This is a genomic window from Streptomyces sp. NPDC056600, from assembly GCF_042792855.1.
Taxonomy (GTDB): Bacteria; Actinomycetota; Actinomycetes; order Streptomycetales; family Streptomycetaceae; genus Streptomyces.
Window position 1 is genome coordinate 11,929 of sequence record NZ_JBHTVQ010000005.1, and the last position, 16,855, is coordinate 28,783.

Below are 16,855 nucleotides of genomic sequence, written 5' to 3' on the forward strand. Positions count from 1 at the left end.
CGATCGCCTCAGCCTCGAAGCGGGCCGCCGGGCCGCAGCGCCAGTTCGGCGAAGCGTTCGCCGATGAGCCGGTGGGTGGCGGCGTCGGGGTGCAGGGCGTCGGGCAGCGGCAGTTCCGCGGCGTCCTTCTCGCCGTAGAGGGTGCGCCCGTCCAGGTAGTGCAGTTGGGGGTCCTGCGCCGCGCGTTCGGCCACGATGCGGGCGAGTTCGGTGCGGACGACCTGGAGGGTGAGCCGGCCGGCGGGCACTTCGGCGGGATCGCCCAGGGCGCGGAAGCCGAAGGAGCCGGATTCCCAGGAGGGCACGAGCGGACCGGGGCGCTCCTCGGCCTCGGGGCACAGGATCGGCGACACCACCAGCAGCGGAGTGTCGGGGTGGCCCTCGCGGACGGTGTCCAGGAAGCCGTGCACGGAGGGGGTGAGGACGCGTAGCCGCATCCCGTCGGTCCCTACGATGTTGATGCCGACCTTGATGCTGATCAGGTCGGCGGGGGTGTCGCGGATGGCCCGGGCGGTGAAGGGGTCCAGCATGCAGTGGCCGGCGAGCCCCAGGTTGACCAGTCGGACGCCTGCCCGGGCCGCGGCCACACTGGGCCAGATTCCGGTGGGGCTGAGCTGGTCGGCGCCATGGCTGATGGAGCTGCCGTGGTGCAGCCAGAGCGGTTGCCGGGACGGGGTCGGCGGCTTAACCGGAGCGTCGCTGCGCAGTGCCAGCAGCTCCGTCATCTCCCCTTGGGGGAGCCATAGTTCGATGTCCTTGAGGCGGTCCGGCAGGCCGTCGAAGCGCACGGTGCCGGGCCGGCCGGGGACGGTGCGGGCCTGCCCGGTGGCGGGGTCGACATGGATCCGGTCCCCGTCGCGGACGACGGTCCAGCCGGCCGGTGCTCCGTCGACCAGCAGCTCGTAGCGCCCGTCGGGGAAGGCGGCGTCGCCCGGCAGGACCGTCTTGGTGGCCCGCACGTCCAGTTCCAGGACGGTGGCCGCGGTGCGGAACGCCAGCCGTACGCCGGCCGGTTGGGCGACCACCATCTGGAAGTGGGCGTCGTCCACCTGCGCCCGGGCGCGGGCGGGGAGCCGCTGCGGGCGCAGGCCGGCGGCGGTCCGCTCCAGCTCCAGGGCGCCGAGGACCGCCACCGGGCCGCCGTCGAGGGGGACGGGCGTCAGTTCCGTCATGGTGCACTCCCTGTGGAGGTGGGGGTGGAGGTGGAGAGCCGGACGTCGTGGTCGGCGTCGGGCTCGGCGAACGCCAGGAGCCGGGCGGCCTCCGCGGAGACCGCCGACCGCTCGGCCCGGTTCAGCGGGCGGAAGGGGTCCACCAGTAGGGTTGCGGTGGAGCGCTGCCGGGTGAGTTTCCAGGCGCCGCGCACCGCGCCGTCGACCATGAAGGTGGGCCTCATCCCGTTGCGGGTCATCACCAGGCGGCGGTCCTCGTCGGAGATCACCCGGGTGCGGTCGGCGTGCGAGGCCAGCAGGTTGTCGTACTCGGGCAGGAAGCGCACCGGGGCGGGGGTGTCCGGGTCCGGGCGTGGGGCGTCGGGCAGGTCGAAGAGTTCGCGGCCGCCCTCGGTGCGGAAGGTGCGCAGCTGGGGCCGCAGCCGCTCGAGCAGCGGGCGCAGCCGGACCAGCCCGGCCCAGGTCTGGACGTCCTGCACGGACGCGGGGCCGAACGCCGCCAGATAGCGCAGTACCAGCGTCTCGGGGGTCGGCAGCGCGTCCGGGTCGGGACCGGGGCCGGCCCAGGAGTCGGCCGTGGCGTAGCGTGTGGTGCCGCCGACGCCCCAGATCGCTCGTGGCGGGACCTGTACCAGGGGCACCAGGTTGCGGACCACGTAGGTGAGGGCTCTGGGGTCGCGGTTTGGCCACAGCTTGTGCAGCCGCTCGCCCAGTTCCTTGGTGGTGAGCGCCTCGGCGGCGAGGAGTTCCCGGCCGGCGGCGGCCACCGTGGCCCGGTCCAGTCCTTCGGTGGCCTGGCGGAAGGCGGTGTCCAGCTCCCGGTCGAGGGCGGGCTGCACCCAGGGGCGCAGTGCCCGGCTGTCGTGCGGGGTGACGAGGTGGACGGTGCTGCGCATCAGTCCGATGCGCAGCAGCCGCCGCTCGTTGAGCGCGTCGGCCAGGTGCTCGGTGCGGAAGTCCCGCAGCCGCGTCCAGAGTCCGAAGTAGGGGGCGTACGGTGCTTGGGCCTGCATGCCTACCAGCAGTTCGACCGCGGGTACCGCACCCAGCTCGGCCCGGGAGAGCAGCAGCTGGCGGGCCAGGGTGGCGCGCCCCAGCGCGCGGGGGCCGAGTACGGGCTGGTCCGGCATGTGGCTCCTCGGTGGTTCTGGGTTCGTCCGACTCGATTCTGTCAGCGCAACTCGCGGAAGAACGATCGGAGTTCATCGGCGAGCAGTTCCGGCTGCTCCATCGCGGGGAAGTGGCCGCCGTGTTCGTGGTCGGTCCAGCGGCGCAGGTCGGTGAAGCGCCGCTCGATCCACGGCCGGGGCATCCGTCCGTCCTTGGGGAAGATGGAGATCCCGGTGGGGACGTCGACCTGCCCCAGCGCCATCTTGTTCTGGCTCTCCCAGTAGAGCCGGCCCGAGGAGGCGGCCGTGGCGGCGAACCAGCCCACGGAGACGGCGTCCAGCAGGCGGTCGCGGGGGAATGCCTTCTCCAGCTGCCCGTCGTGGTCGCTCCAGGACCAGTACTTCTCCGCCATCCAGGCCAGCTGCCCGGCCGGCGAGTCGGTGAGGCCGTAGGCCAGGGTCTGCGGGCGGGTGGTCTGGATCACCGAGTAGCCGCCCTCGGTCTGCTGGAACTCCTTGAGGGCGGCCAGGCCCGCCAGGTCTCGCTGGGACAGCTCGACCTGTTCCTGCGGCGGGCGGGCGAAGGGCATCGCCAGGTAGATGCCGGCGAGGCGGCCGGTGTCGGTCTCGCCGAGGATGCCGGTGATGAACGAGCCCCAGTCCACGCCGTGGGCGGCGTAGCGGTGGTAGCCCAGCCTGGTCATCAGCTCCGTCCAGGCCGCGGCGGTGCGCTCGGCCGTCCAGCCGGTGCCGGACGGCTTGTCGCTGAATCCGTAGCCGGGCAGCGACGGGCAGACCACGTGGAAGGCGTCCGCGGGGTCCTCGGGGTGGGTCAGTGTTGCGATGAGGTCCAGGAACTCCACCACCGAGCCGGGCCAGCCGTGGGTGATCAGCAGCGGCAGCGCGTTGGGGTGCGGTGAGCGGGCGTGCAGGAAGTGGATGCCGAGGCCGTCGATCTCGGTGCGGAACTGCGGTACGGCGTTCAGCCGGGCTTCGGCGGCCCGCCAGTCGTAGTGGGTGGCCCAGTACTCGCACAGTTCCTGTGCCCAGGCCAGCGGGACGCCCTGGGACCAGTCGCCGACGGTCTCGGCCTCGGGCCAGCGGGTCGTGGCCAGGCGCCGCCGCAGGTCGTCGAGGTCCGTCTGGGGGATCTCGACGCGGAAGGGCGTGATCGCGGTGCTCATGCGACGTTCCTCCTGAAGCGCTGATGCGCTGCGGCGTTGCGGTCCCGGCCGACGCTATGGGCGGCCTCTGGAGCGGAGGTCGAGCACCCGTGGTGCGAGCAGAGGTTCGAGTCCGCTTCCGGTTCGTCTCCAGATCGCGGTGCCACCCTTCCCGCGAAGGACGAGAAAGGGAGTCGTCGTGACATCAAGCATCAGCGAGGCCGCACCGAGCGGGCTCGACTCACCGTTCCCCTGGGACCGGAAGTGCCCGTTCTCGCCGCCGGACCAGTACGCGCAGCTGGTGGCGGAGCAGCCGATCGGCAAGACCATGCTGGCCACCGGTCGTGAGGCCTGGCTGATCACCGGGTACCACAACATCCGGCAGCTGCTCACCGATCCCCGGGTGAGCTCCTCGCGCCGGGAGGAGAACTTCCCGTTCTACTTCCCGATCCCCGAGGTTTTCCGCACCGAGACCTCGTTCATCGGGTACGACCCGCCGGAGCACACCCGTACCCGCCGCAAGGCGGCCATCACCTTCACCTACCGTCAGACCCAGAAGCTCCGCCCGCAGATCGAGAAGATCGTGGACGAGACCATCGACCGGATGATCGCCAAGGGCTCCCCGGTCGACCTGCACCACGAGTTGTCGCTGCCGATTCCGATGACCGTCATCTGCCTGCTGCTGGGCATCCCCTACGAGGACCACGAGTTCTTCCAGAAGCACGGCGCGGTGCTGCTGGCCGGCGACAGCACGACGCAGCAGCGGCAGGCCGCCATGGTGGAGGTGGGGGGGTACCTGGAGAACCTCATCGCCATCAAGGAGAAGACCCCGGGCGACGACCTGCTCAGCCGGGCCATCGATGAGTACCGCAGCTCCGGCGAGGAGTACGAGACCCGCGACCTGGTCAACCTGTGCCGGCTGCTGATGAACGGCGGCCACGAGACCACCGCCAGCATGATCTCCATCGGCACCGCCTGCCTGCTGGAGCACCCCGAGGAGCTGGCCAAGCTCAAGGCCGACCCGTCGCTGGTGCCCTCCGCGCTCGAGGAGGTGATCCGCTTCCTGACCATCGGGGACGCGGCCATCGCCCGGGTCGCCATGGAGGACATCGAGATCGGCGGGGTGACCATCCCCAAGGGCGACGGCATTCTCTGCGTGGCCTTCACCGGCAACCGCGACCCGGAGGTCTACGAGAACCCGGACCAGCTGATCCTGGAGCGCGGCAACCGCAAGCACCTGGGCTTCGGTTACGGCCTGCACCACTGCATCGGCGCGGACCTGGCCCGTCTGGAGCTGGAGATCGTCTGGAGCAAGCTCTTCCAGCGGCTGCCGGACCTGCGGCTCGCCATCCCCTACAAGGAGATCAGGACCAAGGAGGGTGCGGTCATCTACGGCGTGTGGGAGCTGCCGGTGGAGTTCTGAGCCGCCCGCGGCGGCCGACAGGAGTGGGCTCTGATGGGACCTGCGCAGGGTCTGCGGGTCGTGGAGCCGGCGGCGATCGGGCCGGCGCCCTTGGCCTGCGTGATGCCGGCCGGCCTCGGCGCCGACGTGGTGCGGGTGGACCGCGCCGACGGCGCCCGTCCCTTCGCCCCCTGGCACCGGGTGCTGGAGCGGGGGCGCGGGTCGATCGCCGTGGACCTGAGGTTCGGAGCCGGTCGTCGGGGCGCTGCTGCGTCTGGTCGAGCGGTCCGACGTCCTGGTCGAGGGCTTCCGGCGGTGCGTCGCCGCACGGTTCGGGGCCGGCCCGAGCCGTGCGCGGCGCGCGATCCCGCTCTGGTCTGCGCCCGGATGACCGGCTGGGGGCAGGACGGTCCGCTGTCCGGCGCCCTGGGACATGACGTCAACTACATCGCCCTGTCGGGAGCGTTGCACGCGATCGGCAGGGCGGGCGGGCCTTCCGTCCCGCCGGTCGATCTGCTGGGCGACTTCGCCGGCGGCGGGCTGCTGCTCGTCGCCGGCGTTCTCGCGGCGTTTTACGAGCGGCAGCGGTCCGGGCTCGGGCAGGTCGTCGACGCCGCCGTCTCGGGCGGTACGGCGGCCGTGCTCGGCATGCTCGTGGGCATGGCCGGGGCCGGGCGGTGGCGGGGGGAGCGCGGCCGTAACCTGCTGGACGGCGGCGCCCCTTTCTGCGGCGTCTTCGCCTGTGCGGATGGCGGCCATGTGGCCGTGGGTGCGCTGGAGGAGCGCTTCTGCCGGGCGCTGCCGAGCGGGCTGGGTCTGGGCGGCGAGGTGCTGGGTGACCGCGACGACCCGGCGCGGTGGCCGGGGCTGCGGGCGCGGTTCGCCGAGCGTTTCGCGTCCTGGACCCGCGGCCATTCGCACCATGTGGCGCGTGGCAGCTGCCGCCGGGCGGGGAGTGTGCTGGAGCCCGCCCCCGCGCCAGGGTTCACCCGCACCGCGGCTGTGCTTCCGGGGCCGGCGCCGCAGCCGGGCGGCCGCACCCGGGAGGTGCCGGCCCGGGTGCGGGCCGGCACCGGAGGAGATCGATCTGCTGACGGCGGCCGGCTGACCCGGCCGCCGGGTACCACGGCACCATGGAGCCCCTGCACGTCCGGCGTGCAGGGGCTCCGTGGTGTGTGCCGGGCCGCGGCTCAGGCGACCTTGACCAGCCTGGACTCCACCGCGGGCTCGACGACGGCCTGCCGGGCGCCTCGGGGGCTGCCCCAGCGCTTCATGATGGGGCGCTCCACGAAGCTGTACAGCGCCCAGGAGACGGCCAGGCTGACCACCAGGTCCAGCGCGATCAGTCCGGTGGTCGCCCAGCTGCCCAGGGCGCCCTGGGTGATCAGCTTGCCGAACTGGGCCATCACCACGCTGTGCACCATGTAGAAGGCGAAGGAGATCTCGCCCAGCAGCACCAGTACCCGGTTTTGCAGGAAGGAGCTCCGGCCGCCGATGTCCAGGGCCGCCGTCGCCGGGATCACCAGCGCCACCGGGACGATGGTGACGGCCACCAGGCTGAAGCCGTAGGGGGCGTGCAGCGCAGCGGCGTACGCGCCGGCGGCCAGCACCAGCGGCACCCACAGCGGCAGCCGCACCCAGCGGCCGTTGAGCACGATCAGCGCCATCAGGATGCCGAGCACGAACTCCAGCATGCGCACCGGCGGGAAGGCGTAGACGAACCAGGTCTCCCACTGCGAGACCGGGTTGCCGATCGGGCCGCCGATGGGCGGCATGAGCGGGGCGCTGGGGAGCAGCCGTGCTGCCAGCGGCACCAGGGCGATCGCCGCGGTGATGCCGATGGCCCAGCGCCACAGGTGCTGGGCGCGGATGCGGCGCAGACCGCTGAAGAGCAGCGGGAAGGAGAGGTAGAAGAAGAGCTCGCAGGAGAGCGACCAGCTGGGGATGTTGACCATGTTGGCGATGTCCGCGCGGGGCAGCCAGGTCTGCACCAGGAACAGGTTGAGCAGCGAGGTGTCCCAGGCCGCGGTGGCCGATGCGGTGACCGCCATGGCCAGAGCGAAGGTGACCAGGTGCATCGGGTAGATCTTGAACAGCCGGCGGCGCCAGAACCGTGGTGCGGTGTCGTCCCGGCGGGCCGACCAGGCCAGGACGAACCCGCTGAGGACGAAGAAGAAGGAGACGCCGACGGCGCCGGACTTGTTGACGAGCGAGGTGAAGTCGCCGCGGTACGAGGGCTGGTTGAAGAACGCCACGAAGCCCGCGTGGCAGAAGAAGACGAGAAGGGCGGCGAAGAATCTCATGCTGGTGAGCGAGGAGAGCCGGGCGCGTGGGCCTCTGGACTCCTGGATCTGGGTCGGCGCGGGCATCGCGCTCCTCCCTTGGCAGGCGGGCTGGCAGGACTTGGCGGGCGGCTCCGCTTCGTCGCGGAGCACAGTGGAGCGTCGGGGCTGCGGCTGGAGCTGCGATCGCGGGCCGCTGGAGGGCTGCCGCGAGGGGGAGTCGACCGGTGCTCCAGACCGCGCGGCCACGGTGGCCGGGCACTCGCGATCCCGCGCTCACCTTCCGAGAGGAACGCCTATGTCCAGCCCGCTCGCTCTCGACACCGCCGCCCAGGACTTGCTGTTCCGGGACGCCCGCACCGCCAACACCTTCACCGACGAGCCGGTCTCCGAGGAGACCGTGCAGGCCGTCTACGACCTGGTGAAGTACGCCCCCACCGCGTTCAACCTGCAGTCCCTGCGGGTGCTGCTGGTCCGCAGCGACGACGCCCGGGCGCGCCTGGTCGCGCACATGGCCGAGCCCAACCGGGAGAAGACCCAGGCCGCCCCGCTGGTCGCGGTGCTCGCCGCGGACCTGGACTTCCACGAGGAGCTGCCGCGGATCTTCCCGGTCTTCCCCGAGCTGAAGGACGCCGTCTTCTCCGACTTCGAGATCCGGGAGCGGGCGGCCAAGTCCAACGCCACTCTGCAGCTGGGCTACTTCATCCTCGGTCTGCGCGCGGCCGGGCTGGCCGCCGGCCCGATGGTCGGCTTCGACGGCGAGGCCATCGACAAGGAGTTCTTCGGGGACGGCAAGCACAACGTCATCGCCGTGGTGAACATCGGCAAGCCGGGCAAGGACGCCTGGTTCCCGCGACTGCCGCGCCTCGAGTACGACGAGGTCTTCACCACCGTCTGATACCGGGCCCCGTCCACGGGGGCGCCGCCTGCCGAGGAGATGGTTCATGAAAGCCCTGGTGTTGTCCGGAGGCGCGGGTACCCGGCTGCGTCCGTTCAGCTACTCCATGCCCAAGCAGCTCATCCCGATCGCCAACCGGCCGGTGCTGGCCCATGTCGTGGACAACCTCCGCGCCGTGGGCATCAGCGAGATCGGCATCGTGGTCGGCGACCGCGCCGAGGAGATCCGCAGCGTCCTGGGGGACGGCTCGTCCCTGGGGGCGCGGATCACCTACATCCAGCAGGACTCTCCCCGCGGTCTCGCCCACTGCGTCGTCATCGCCCGGGAGTTCCTGGGCGACGACGACTTCGTGATGTACCTGGGCGACAACATGCTGCCCGGCGGCATCGCGGAGGTGGCCGCCGCGTTCCATGCCCGCCGCCCGGCGGCGGAGGTGGTGGTCCACAAGGTCGCCGACCCGCGTGCCTTCGGCGTCGCCGAGGTGGACGCCGAAGGCCGGGTGACCGCGCTGGTCGAGAAGCCCCAGACGCCGGTCAGCGACCTGGCACTGATCGGGGTGTACATCTTCACCCCCGCCATCCACGAGGCGGTCGCGGCGGTCGGCCCCAGCGCCCGCGGCGAACTGGAGATCACCGACGCTCTCCAGTGGCTGGTGGCGCGGGACGCCGAGGTGCACGCCCATCTCCACACCGGTTACTGGAAGGACACCGGCCAGGTCGAGGACGTCCTGGAGTGCAACCGGGAGCTCCTGAAGGCGGTCCACCCGCGGATCGACGGCGAGGTGGACGGGCAGAGCGAGCTGATCGGCCCGGTGGTGATCGAGCAGGGGGCACGGATCGTCAGGTCCCGCATCATCGGCCCGGTCATCGTCGGCGCCGGCACCCTGGTCGAGGACAGCTATGTAGGCCCCCACACCTCGCTGGGCGCCGACTGTGTACTGAGCACGGCCCAGGTGGAGGACTCCATCGCGCTCTCCGGGGCGACCGTACAGCAGGTCCGGGTCCGCGCCTCGCTGATCGGCCGGTCCGCCGCCGTCAGCCTGGCCGCCCCGGAGGGACTCAACCGGCTGGTGGTCGGCGACCACACCCGGGTGGAGGTGGCGGCAGGATGAGGCTTCTGGTGACGGGCGCGGCCGGGTTCATCGGCTCGGAGTACGTCCGCGCGATGCTGGCGGGCGAGTACCCGGGCTACGAGGACGCCCAGGTGACCGTGCTCGATCTGCTCACCTACGCCGGCAACCGGGCCAACCTGCCCGAGCGCCATCCGCGGCTGACGTTCGTCCGCGGCGACGTCTGCGACCTGCCGCTGCTGCTCGACCTGCTGCCGGGCCACGACGCCGTGGTCCACTTCGCCGCCGAGTCGCATGTGGACCGGTCCCTGGAGGCCGCCGCCGACTTCGTCCGCACCAATGTGGCCGGCACGCAGGCGCTGCTGGAGGCCTGTGTGCGCAGCGGCGTCTCCCGGGTGGTGCATGTGTCCACCGACGAGACCTACGGCTCGATCGAGTCCGGCTCGTGGACCGAGGAGTGGCCGCTGCTGCCCAACTCCCCCTATGCGGCGTCCAAGGCTGCCAGTGACCTGATGGCCCGCGCCTACTGGCGCAGCCATGGCCTGGATGTGTCGGTGACCCGCTGCTCGAACAACTACGGCCCGTACCAGCACGTCGAGAAGCTGATCCCTCACTTCGTCACCCGGCTGTTGGAGGGGAGGACCGTGCCGCTCTACGGCGACGGCTCCAACATCCGTGAGTGGGTGCATGTCTCGGACCACTGCCGGGCGATCCAGCTGGTGCTCACCCGCGGCGCGGCGGGTGAGATCTACAACGTCGGCGGTGGCAACGAGATGAGCAACCGCCGGATCACCGAGCTGCTGCTGGACCTCTGTGACGCCTCACCCGACCTGGTGCGCCGGGTCGCCGACCGTCGGGGGCACGACATGCGGTACGCCCTCGACGACACCAAGATCCGTACTGGGCTCGGCTACAGCGCTGCGGTGCCCTTCGAGTCCGGCCTGGCCGCCACCGTCGCGTGGTACCGGGACAACCGGGCGTGGTGGGAGCCGATGCGGACCGAGCCCGCCCTCGTGCTGGGAGGCACCGTATGACCACCGCCGTACGGGAGGCGCCGCCGGTGCTCACCCCGCGGGAGGACACCGGGCTGCCGGCCCGACTGGCCGTGTCGGCGGCGGCCCGCGAGGGCGGGCTGCTGTCCGGCGGGGGGTTCGACGCCTGGCTGGCGGAGCGCCGCCGGGCGCACCCCTTCGAGGTGAGCCGGATCCCGTTCGCGGCCATGGAGGGATGGCACTTCGCGGCTCAGACCGGCAACCTGGTGCACCGCAGCGGCCGGTTCTTCAGCGTCGAGGGACTGCATGTGAGCGGCACGGGGCCGTTCCCCGAGTGGTACCAGCCCATCATCAAGCAGCCCGAGGTCGGCATCCTGGGCATCGCCGTCAAGGAGTTCGACGGGGTGCTGCACTTCCTGATGCAGGCGAAGATGGAGCCGGGCAACCCCAATCTGCTGCAGCTCTCCCCCACGGTGCAGGCCACCCGGAGCAACTACACCCGGGTCCACAAGGGCGCTGCGGTGCGGTACCTGGAGTACTTCGCCGGGCCGCGGCGGGGCCGGGTGATCGCCGACGTCCTCCAGTCGGAGCACGGCTGGTGGTTCTACCGCAAGAGCAACCGCAACATGGTGGTGGAGCTGGACCCGTCGGTGGACGTGCCGCTGCACGACGACTTCCGCTGGCTGACGCTCGGCGAGATCAACGAGCTGATGACCAGGGACAACCTCATCAACATGGACTCGCGCACCGTGCTGTCCTGCCTCCCGCCGCCGTCCGGCCGGGGGGCCTCGCAGGAGGGCTTCGGGGGCGCGCTGGCCGCGTCCTTCGACCCCGCGGCCGGCGCTGTCACCAGCACGCCTGAGGTGCTGAGCTGGTTCACCGGGCTGCGTTCGGACCACGACCTGGAGATCGCCCGGGTGCCGCTGCGGGACGTGCCCGGCTGGCACCGGACGAAGGACGAGATCGTCCGGGACGACGGCCGGCACTTCAGGGTGGTCGCGGTCTCGGTGCGGGCCGGCAGCCGGGAGGTGGGCGGCTGGTCGCAGCCGCTGCTGGAGCCCAACGGGCGGGGGGTTGCGGCCTGTGTGGTGAAGGAGTTCGGCGGGGTGCTGCACATGCTGCTGCACGCCAAGGTGGAGGGCGGCTTCCTCAACGCCGTGGAGCTGGGCCCGACCGTCCAGTGCCGCCCCGGCAACTACGACCACGCCGACCGGCCGCTGTTCTACGACTATGTGGCGCAGGCCGGACCCGACCGCATCCGCTATGACGCCGTCCACTCCGAGGAGGGCGGCAGGTTCCTCAACGCGGAGAGCCGCTATGTGGTGGTGGAGGCCGACGACAGCCTCGGCCGGGACGTCCCTGCGGACTACGCCTGGGTCGCCGTGGGGCAGCTCGTGGAGCTGCTGAAGCACGGCCAGTATGTGAACATGCACGCCCGTACCCTGGTCGCCTGCCTGAACGCGATGCGATGAGGCCTCTTGGGGTCGGCGTGCTCGGGTGCGCGGAGATCGCCGTGCGGCGGGTGCTGCCCGCACTCGCCGCCGGCCCCGCCACCGAGCTGGTCGCGGTGGCCAGCCGCGATGCGGACAAGGCCGCCCGCACCGCCGCCCCCTACGGCTGCGCGGCGGTCACCGGCTACCAAAGCCTGCTGGAGCGGGCGGACGTCGAGGCCGTGTATGTGCCGCTCCCCGCGGCACTGCACGCCGACTGGGTGGAGCGTGCCCTGCTGTGCGGCCGTCACGTCCTCGCGGAGAAGCCGCTCACCACCACGGCGGCGCGGACCGCGGAGATCACCGCGCTGGCCGCCGCGCGGGGCCTGGTGGTGATGGAGAACATCATGTTCCTCCAGCACCCGGTGCACCGCCGGGTGCTGGAGCTGCTGGCCGGCGGCCGGATCGGCGAACTGCGCTGCTTCGAGGCGGCGTTCGCCGTCCCTGCGCGGCCGGTGGACGACATCCGCTACCGGGCCGACCTCGGCGGTGGCGCACTGCTGGACATGGGTGTGTACCCGCTGCGCGCCGCCCAGCTCTTCCTCGGAGCGGACACGGCGGTACTCGGCGCCGACCTGCGCCTCGACCCGCGACGCGGTGTCGAGGTGGCCGGGAGCGCCCTGCTGCGCGCCCGCGGCGGGGTGAGCGCCCAGCTGGCCTTCGGCATGGAGCACTCCTACCGGTCGTGCTACGCCCTGTGGGGCAGTGCGGGCCGGATCCAGGTCGACCGCGCCTTCACCCCGCCCGCCGGCCACCGGCCGGTGGTACGGGTGGAGCGGCCGGACGGCATCGAGGAGCTCACGCTGGAGCCGTACGACCAGTGTGCGGCCACCGTACGGCGCTTCGCGGAGGCGGCGCGCGGGCGGCGGCCGGCCGGCGCGGCGGCCGCTGATGCGCTGTCGCTGGCCAAGCTGGTGGACAGCGTGCGCCGGGTCGCTCAAGGCTGAGTCAAGTGGCCCTCATGAGGGGGTTCCTACTGTTCTGGGCATGAGAATCCTGGTGAGCACCAGCCCGTCCTTCGGGCTCTACTTCCCGGTCGTTCCGCTGGCCTGGGCCCTGCGGTCCGCGGGCCATGAAGTAGTCGTCGCCTCCCCGGAGAACATGGCGGAGACGGTCAACGGCTCCGGCCTGCCCTTCGTCCCCAACTGCGGTCCGCTGCCGATGCGGGACATCATGCTCTTCGACCGGGCGGGCGAGCCGATCGTGCTGCCGGACACCGAGGAGGAGCTGCTCGCCCACACAGGCCGGGCGTTCGGCCGGCTGGGGGCGCGGACCCTCGAGGGGATGCTCAGGATCACCGGTGAGTGGAAGCCGGACGTCGTCGTCGGTGAGCCGCACTCCTACGCCGCCGCGGCCGCCGCGGCCGTGCACGGGGTGCCCTTCGTCGAGCACGGGATCGGTCTGGGCTACCTCGACGTCATCGACGAGCACGGCCACCGGGAGTTCGCCGGCGAGCTCGCCGGGCTCGGCCTGCCGCGGCTGCCGGACCCGGCGCTGGTCGTCGACACCTGCCTGCCGGGGGTCCATCCGGGAACGATGCGGCCGAACACGGCGCCGATGGGCTATGTGCCGTTCAGCACCCCGGGCACCGTGCCCCCGTGGGTCTTCGCGAAGCCTGAGCGGCCCCGGCTGCTGCTGACCCTGGGGACGGTACCCGTCCCCGGCCGCGTCGAGCTGTTCGCGGCCCTGCTGAAGATGCTCTCCACCCTGGATGTGGACCTGCTGGTGGCGGTCGAGGACGCGGTGGTCCAGCAGCTCTCCCCGCTGCCCCCCTCGGTGCTCGCGGCCGGCTGGCTCTCCCTGGACTCGGTGCTGCCCGCCTGCGACCTGGTGGTGCACCACTGCGGCGCCGGGACCGTGATGGCCGCGCTGCGCGAGGGCCTGCCCCAGGTGCTCATCCCGCACACCGTCGAGCAGTACGACAGCGCCCGGCGTCTGGAGGCGTTCGGCGCCGCGCGCCGGATCGCCTTGGAGGACCTCGACCCGAAGCAGGTGCTGGACGCCTGCCGGGCGCTGCTGGAGGACCCCTCGTACCGCGACCGCGCCCGTGAACTGCGCGACCAGCTCCTCGAACTGCCCTCGCCCGGCCGGCTGGTGGCCGCCATCGAGGGCCTGACCGCAAAACGGGGTACCCGATGAGCGACGAAGCCAAGGCCTTGCTGCTGGAGCAGGTCCGTAAGTACCACCATCTGCGCAGTGCCCCGGTGGAGTTCGTGCCGGGTCTCACCCCGATCTGGCCGTCCGGTGCGGTGCTGGACGAGGAGGACCGCGCGGCCCTGGTGGAGGCCGCCCTGGACCTGCGGATCGCCGCGGGTGTCAGTTCGCGGAAGTTCGAGTCGGCCTTCGCCCGCCGGCTCAAGCGGCGCAAGGCGCACCTGGTCAACTCGGGCTCCTCGGCGAACCTGCTGGCGCTCTCCGCGCTCACCTCGCCGCTGCTGGAGGACCGCCGGCTGCGGCCGGGCGACGAGGTGATCACCGCCGCGGTCGGCTGGACCACCACGGTCAGCCCCATCCTGCAGAACGGCCTGGTGCCGGTCTACGTCGATGTGGATCTGGGAACCTACAACCCCACCGCGGCGGCCATTGCGGCCGCCATCACCCCGCGCACCAAGGCGATCATGATCGCCCACACTCTGGGCAACCCCTTCGAGGTGGCCGAGGTGGCGGCGCTGGCCGACGAGCACGACCTTTTCCTGATCGAGGACAACTGCGACGCGGTCGGCTCCCTCTACGACGGCCGGCTGACCGGGACCTTCGGCGACCTGGCGACGGTCAGCTTCTACCCCGCCCACCACATGGCGATGGGCGAGGGCGGTTGTGTGCTCAGCTCCAACCTGATGCTGGCACGGATCGTGGAGTCGATGCGCGACTGGGGACGCGACTGCTGGTGCGAGCCCGGCGAGGACAACAAATGCCTCAAGCGGTTCAACTACCAGTTGGGGACGCTGCCGCACGGCTACGACCACAAATACATTTTTTCCCACCTGGGCTGGAACCTGAAGGCCACCGACCTCCAGGCATCCCTGGGGCTCAGCCAGCTGAAGAAGCTCGACGGCTTCATCGAGGCCCGCCGGGCCAACTGGGCGCGGCTGCGGGAGGGGCTGGAGGGCGTCCCCGGGCTGCTGCTGCCGGAGGCCACCGCGCGCAGCGAGCCCAGCTGGTTCGGCTTCCTGATCACGGTGGCGCCCGACGCCCCGTTCCGCCGGGCGGAGCTCTGCGACTTCCTGGAGAGCCGCAAGATCGGCACCCGGCGGCTGTTCGGCGGCAACCTCACACGCCAGCCGGCCTATGTGGACCAGCCCCACCGCATCGTGGGCGACCTGCGGAACGCGGACCTGATCACCGAGGCCACGTTCTGGGTCGGCGTCTACCCCGGGCTGACCAACGAGATGCTCGACTACGTGGTCGCCTCGGTACGCGAGTTCGTCCGCGACCACGGCTGACGCGGCGCCGCGCCCGAACCGCCCCTGCACCACCGCACCCCTGCACCACCGCACCCCGCACCACCGCTTGGCCGCGTCATCCAGAGGAGAACTCATGTCGTCCGACACCCACGCCGCGCCGGCCGACGGCGCGTCCGCCGCGCCGGGGGACGCGCCGGAGCCGTTCCGCTGGCGGTGGTGCGCCTTCGCCGTCATTCTCGTCGCCACCATGATGGACATCCTGGACTCCCTGGTGACCACGGTCGCCGGGCCGTCCATCCGGGCGGACCTGGGCGGCAGTACCACCGTGATCCAGTGGCTCACCGCCGGCTACACGCTGGCGATGGCCTCGGGACTCATCATCGGCGGCCGGCTCGGCGACCTTTTCGGCCGTAAACGGATGTTCCTGGTGGGTGTGGCCGGCTTCGTCGTCTGCTCGGCGCTCTGCGGGGCCGCCCAGGATCCGGCCATGCTGGTCGGCTTCCGGGTGGTGCAGGGCCTCTTCGGGGCGGTGATGATCCCCCAGGGACTGGGGCTGATCAAGGAACTGTTCCCGCCCGCGGAGCTGCCGCTGGCCTTCGGCTCCATCGGACCGGTGGTGGGGCTGGCCAACATCTCCGGGCCGCTGGTCGGCGGCTGGCTGGTCGACGCGGACTTCTTCGGCACCGGATGGCGGATGATCTTCCTGATCAATGTGCCGCTGGGGCTTCTCTGCCTGGTCGCCGGAGCTCGGCTGCTGCCCACCTCCGCCCGGACGGTGTCCCGGCTGGACCTGGTCGGCGCCGCGACCGTGGCCCTGGCCGCACTGCTGATGGTCTTTCCGCTGGTGCAGGGACGTGAGCTGGGCTGGCCCGCCTGGACCTTCGCCTCGATCGCCGCCTCGGTCGCCCTGTTCGTCGTCTTCGGCTGGTACGAGGCCCGGCGGCAGCGCTCGGGCGGCGACCCCCTGGTGCTGCCCTCGCTGTTTGGCAAGAGGGCCTTCTCCGGGGCGCTGGTCTCCGGGGCGCTGATGTTCTGCGCGTTGATCGGGTTCTCCCTGGTCTTCACCCTCTATGTGCAGCTGGGACTCGGCTACTCGCCGCTGCAGGCGGCCCTCGCCACCCTTCCCCAGGTGATCGGCTCCGCCGTGACCGCCCTGGTGGCCGGCCGCACCGGACTGGCCGTCAGGTACGGCCGCCGGCTGATCCACCTGGGCGTCGCGGCCATGGCCGCCGGCGTCGGCCTGCTGTACCTCGCCGTACGCCTCCAGGGCGACCATGTCCACGCTCTCTGGTTCGCCCCGGCGCTGCTGCTCATCGGCGTCGGCATGGGCCTGGCGATGTCCTCGCTCTACTTCACCGTCAACACCACCGCGCAGCCGCACGAGTCCGGCTCCGCCTCCGGCACCTTCACCGCCGTCCAGCAGCTGTCCGGCGCACTGGGCGTCGCCGTCATCGGCACCGTCTTCTTCGGGGTGCTGGGCGGCCAGGTCGCGGCGCGGGCCGCCGACCAGGCGCCGCAGCTGCGCACCCAACTGGCCGCGGCGGGGATCTCCCCCGCCGGGCAGGAGAAGATCACCGCTTCGCTGCGGGACTGCGAACGGGACCGCGCGGTCGCCGAGGACGCCGTCGACGTGCCGCCGAGCTGCGGGCGGCTGCGCACCGCGCTGGAGCGGACACCGGCGGCCGCCGCCGCGGTCGACCGGGCCGGCGCCCAGGCCGCCGAGCGGGGCTTCGCCGACTCCTTCGAACGGGTGCTGGCGGTCCTGGCGGGGCTGCTGGCGCTCGCCTTCGCGGTGGCCTTCGCCCTGCCGCGGGCCCGCCCCTCCGGCACCTTCGCCGGCTCCCCCGAATAACCCGCCGGCCATCCACCCGGGC

Annotated in this window: 13 protein-coding genes and 1 pseudogene; 10 read left to right on the forward strand and 4 right to left on the reverse strand. The window is 71.8% G+C overall.

Annotation, left to right across the window (positions count from 1 at the left end; genetic code table 11):
* Positions 1-8: 8 nt before the first annotated feature.
* Genes ACFRAV_RS04045 through ACFRAV_RS04055 form a run of 3 tightly spaced genes read right to left on the reverse strand, consistent with a single transcriptional unit; the run spans position 9 to position 3,465 of the window.
* A complete protein-coding gene (locus ACFRAV_RS04045; RefSeq protein WP_382551435.1) occupies positions 9-1,172 on the reverse strand; it encodes a GDSL-type esterase/lipase family protein in 1,164 nt (387 codons plus the stop codon).
* Positions 1,169-2,302, reverse strand: a complete 1,134-nt coding sequence (locus ACFRAV_RS04050) for a winged helix DNA-binding domain-containing protein (protein WP_382551436.1) — start codon at positions 2,300-2,302, stop codon at positions 1,169-1,171. Before ACFRAV_RS04050 ends, ACFRAV_RS04045 begins: the two co-directional genes overlap by 4 nt.
* 41 nt (positions 2,303-2,343) lie before the next feature.
* Entirely contained in the window at positions 2,344-3,465 is a 1,122-nt protein-coding gene (locus ACFRAV_RS04055) for an epoxide hydrolase family protein (protein ID WP_382551437.1), read from the reverse strand.
* A gap of 178 nt (positions 3,466-3,643) precedes the next feature.
* Here ACFRAV_RS04055 and ACFRAV_RS04060 point away from each other — a divergent pair, with 178 nt between their 5' ends.
* Positions 3,644-4,867: a cytochrome P450 gene (locus ACFRAV_RS04060; RefSeq protein ID WP_382551438.1), complete on the forward strand. Its 1,224-nt coding sequence runs from the start codon at positions 3,644-3,646 to the stop codon at positions 4,865-4,867.
* 33 nt (positions 4,868-4,900) lie between these two features.
* A pseudogene (locus ACFRAV_RS04065) lies at positions 4,901-5,788 on the forward strand (CoA transferase); the annotation flags it as partial.
* Positions 5,789-6,036: 248 nt separating this feature from the next.
* Here the strand turns inward: ACFRAV_RS04065 and ACFRAV_RS04070 are convergent.
* Positions 6,037-7,215, reverse strand: a complete 1,179-nt coding sequence (locus ACFRAV_RS04070) for an acyltransferase family protein (protein ID WP_382551439.1) — start codon at positions 7,213-7,215, stop codon at positions 6,037-6,039.
* Positions 7,216-7,426: 211 nt separating this feature from the next.
* On the opposite strand from ACFRAV_RS04070, the gene ACFRAV_RS04075 reads away from it, so the two are divergent.
* The 8 genes from ACFRAV_RS04075 to ACFRAV_RS04110 all read left to right on the forward strand — a co-directional run bounded on the left by ACFRAV_RS04075 (position 7,427) and on the right by ACFRAV_RS04110 (position 16,833).
* A complete protein-coding gene (locus ACFRAV_RS04075; RefSeq protein WP_382551441.1) occupies positions 7,427-8,026 on the forward strand; it encodes a malonic semialdehyde reductase in 600 nt (199 codons plus the stop codon).
* Positions 8,027-8,072: 46 nt separating this feature from the next.
* Positions 8,073-9,137: a glucose-1-phosphate thymidylyltransferase gene (locus ACFRAV_RS04080; RefSeq protein ID WP_382551443.1), complete on the forward strand. Its 1,065-nt coding sequence runs from the start codon at positions 8,073-8,075 to the stop codon at positions 9,135-9,137.
* Positions 9,134-10,129 (forward strand): dTDP-glucose 4,6-dehydratase, encoded by a 996-nt coding sequence (rfbB, locus tag ACFRAV_RS04085; RefSeq protein ID WP_382551444.1) that lies wholly within the window; start codon positions 9,134-9,136, stop codon positions 10,127-10,129. The genes ACFRAV_RS04080 and rfbB overlap by 4 nt, the downstream gene beginning before the upstream one ends.
* Positions 10,126-11,559, forward strand: coding sequence for an NDP-hexose 2,3-dehydratase family protein (locus ACFRAV_RS04090; RefSeq protein ID WP_382551445.1), 1,434 nt, complete (start codon positions 10,126-10,128; stop codon positions 11,557-11,559). Before rfbB ends, ACFRAV_RS04090 begins: the two co-directional genes overlap by 4 nt.
* On the forward strand, positions 11,556-12,524 hold the full coding sequence (locus tag ACFRAV_RS04095; protein ID WP_382551447.1) for a Gfo/Idh/MocA family protein: 969 nt from the start codon (positions 11,556-11,558) through the stop codon (positions 12,522-12,524). The genes ACFRAV_RS04090 and ACFRAV_RS04095 overlap by 4 nt, the downstream gene beginning before the upstream one ends.
* Positions 12,525-12,564: 40 nt before the next feature.
* On the forward strand, positions 12,565-13,716 hold the full coding sequence (locus tag ACFRAV_RS04100) for a nucleotide disphospho-sugar-binding domain-containing protein (RefSeq protein ID WP_382551449.1): 1,152 nt from the start codon (positions 12,565-12,567) through the stop codon (positions 13,714-13,716).
* The gene (gene rfbH / locus ACFRAV_RS04105) at positions 13,713-15,020 is read left to right on the forward strand and encodes a lipopolysaccharide biosynthesis protein RfbH (protein WP_382551450.1); all 1,308 of its coding nucleotides are present in this window, start codon (positions 13,713-13,715) and stop codon (positions 15,018-15,020) included. The genes ACFRAV_RS04100 and rfbH overlap by 4 nt, the downstream gene beginning before the upstream one ends.
* A 94-nt stretch (positions 15,021-15,114) precedes the next feature.
* Entirely contained in the window at positions 15,115-16,833 is a 1,719-nt protein-coding gene (locus ACFRAV_RS04110; protein ID WP_382551452.1) for an MFS transporter, read from the forward strand.
* Positions 16,834-16,855: the final 22 nt, after the last annotated feature.

Excerpts from the sequence above, each read along its gene's own strand:
- ACFRAV_RS04045 (WP_382551435.1), bottom strand. The coding sequence starts at position 1,172 with ATGACGGAACTGACGCCCGTCCCCCTCGACGGCGGCCCGGTGGCGGTC.
- ACFRAV_RS04050 (WP_382551436.1), bottom strand. The coding sequence starts at position 2,302 with ATGCCGGACCAGCCCGTACTCGGCCCCCGCGCGCTGGGGCGCGCCACC.
- ACFRAV_RS04055 (WP_382551437.1), bottom strand. The coding sequence starts at position 3,465 with ATGAGCACCGCGATCACGCCCTTCCGCGTCGAGATCCCCCAGACGGAC.
- ACFRAV_RS04070 (WP_382551439.1), bottom strand. The coding sequence starts at position 7,215 with ATGCCCGCGCCGACCCAGATCCAGGAGTCCAGAGGCCCACGCGCCCGG.
- ACFRAV_RS04075 (WP_382551441.1), top strand. The coding sequence starts at position 7,427 with ATGTCCAGCCCGCTCGCTCTCGACACCGCCGCCCAGGACTTGCTGTTC.
- ACFRAV_RS04080 (WP_382551443.1), top strand. The coding sequence starts at position 8,073 with ATGAAAGCCCTGGTGTTGTCCGGAGGCGCGGGTACCCGGCTGCGTCCG.
- rfbB (WP_382551444.1), top strand. The coding sequence starts at position 9,134 with ATGAGGCTTCTGGTGACGGGCGCGGCCGGGTTCATCGGCTCGGAGTAC.
- ACFRAV_RS04090 (WP_382551445.1), top strand. The coding sequence starts at position 10,126 with ATGACCACCGCCGTACGGGAGGCGCCGCCGGTGCTCACCCCGCGGGAG.
- ACFRAV_RS04095 (WP_382551447.1), top strand. The coding sequence starts at position 11,556 with ATGAGGCCTCTTGGGGTCGGCGTGCTCGGGTGCGCGGAGATCGCCGTG.
- ACFRAV_RS04100 (WP_382551449.1), top strand. The coding sequence starts at position 12,565 with ATGAGAATCCTGGTGAGCACCAGCCCGTCCTTCGGGCTCTACTTCCCG.
- rfbH (WP_382551450.1), top strand. The coding sequence starts at position 13,713 with ATGAGCGACGAAGCCAAGGCCTTGCTGCTGGAGCAGGTCCGTAAGTAC.
- ACFRAV_RS04110 (WP_382551452.1), top strand. The coding sequence starts at position 15,115 with ATGTCGTCCGACACCCACGCCGCGCCGGCCGACGGCGCGTCCGCCGCG.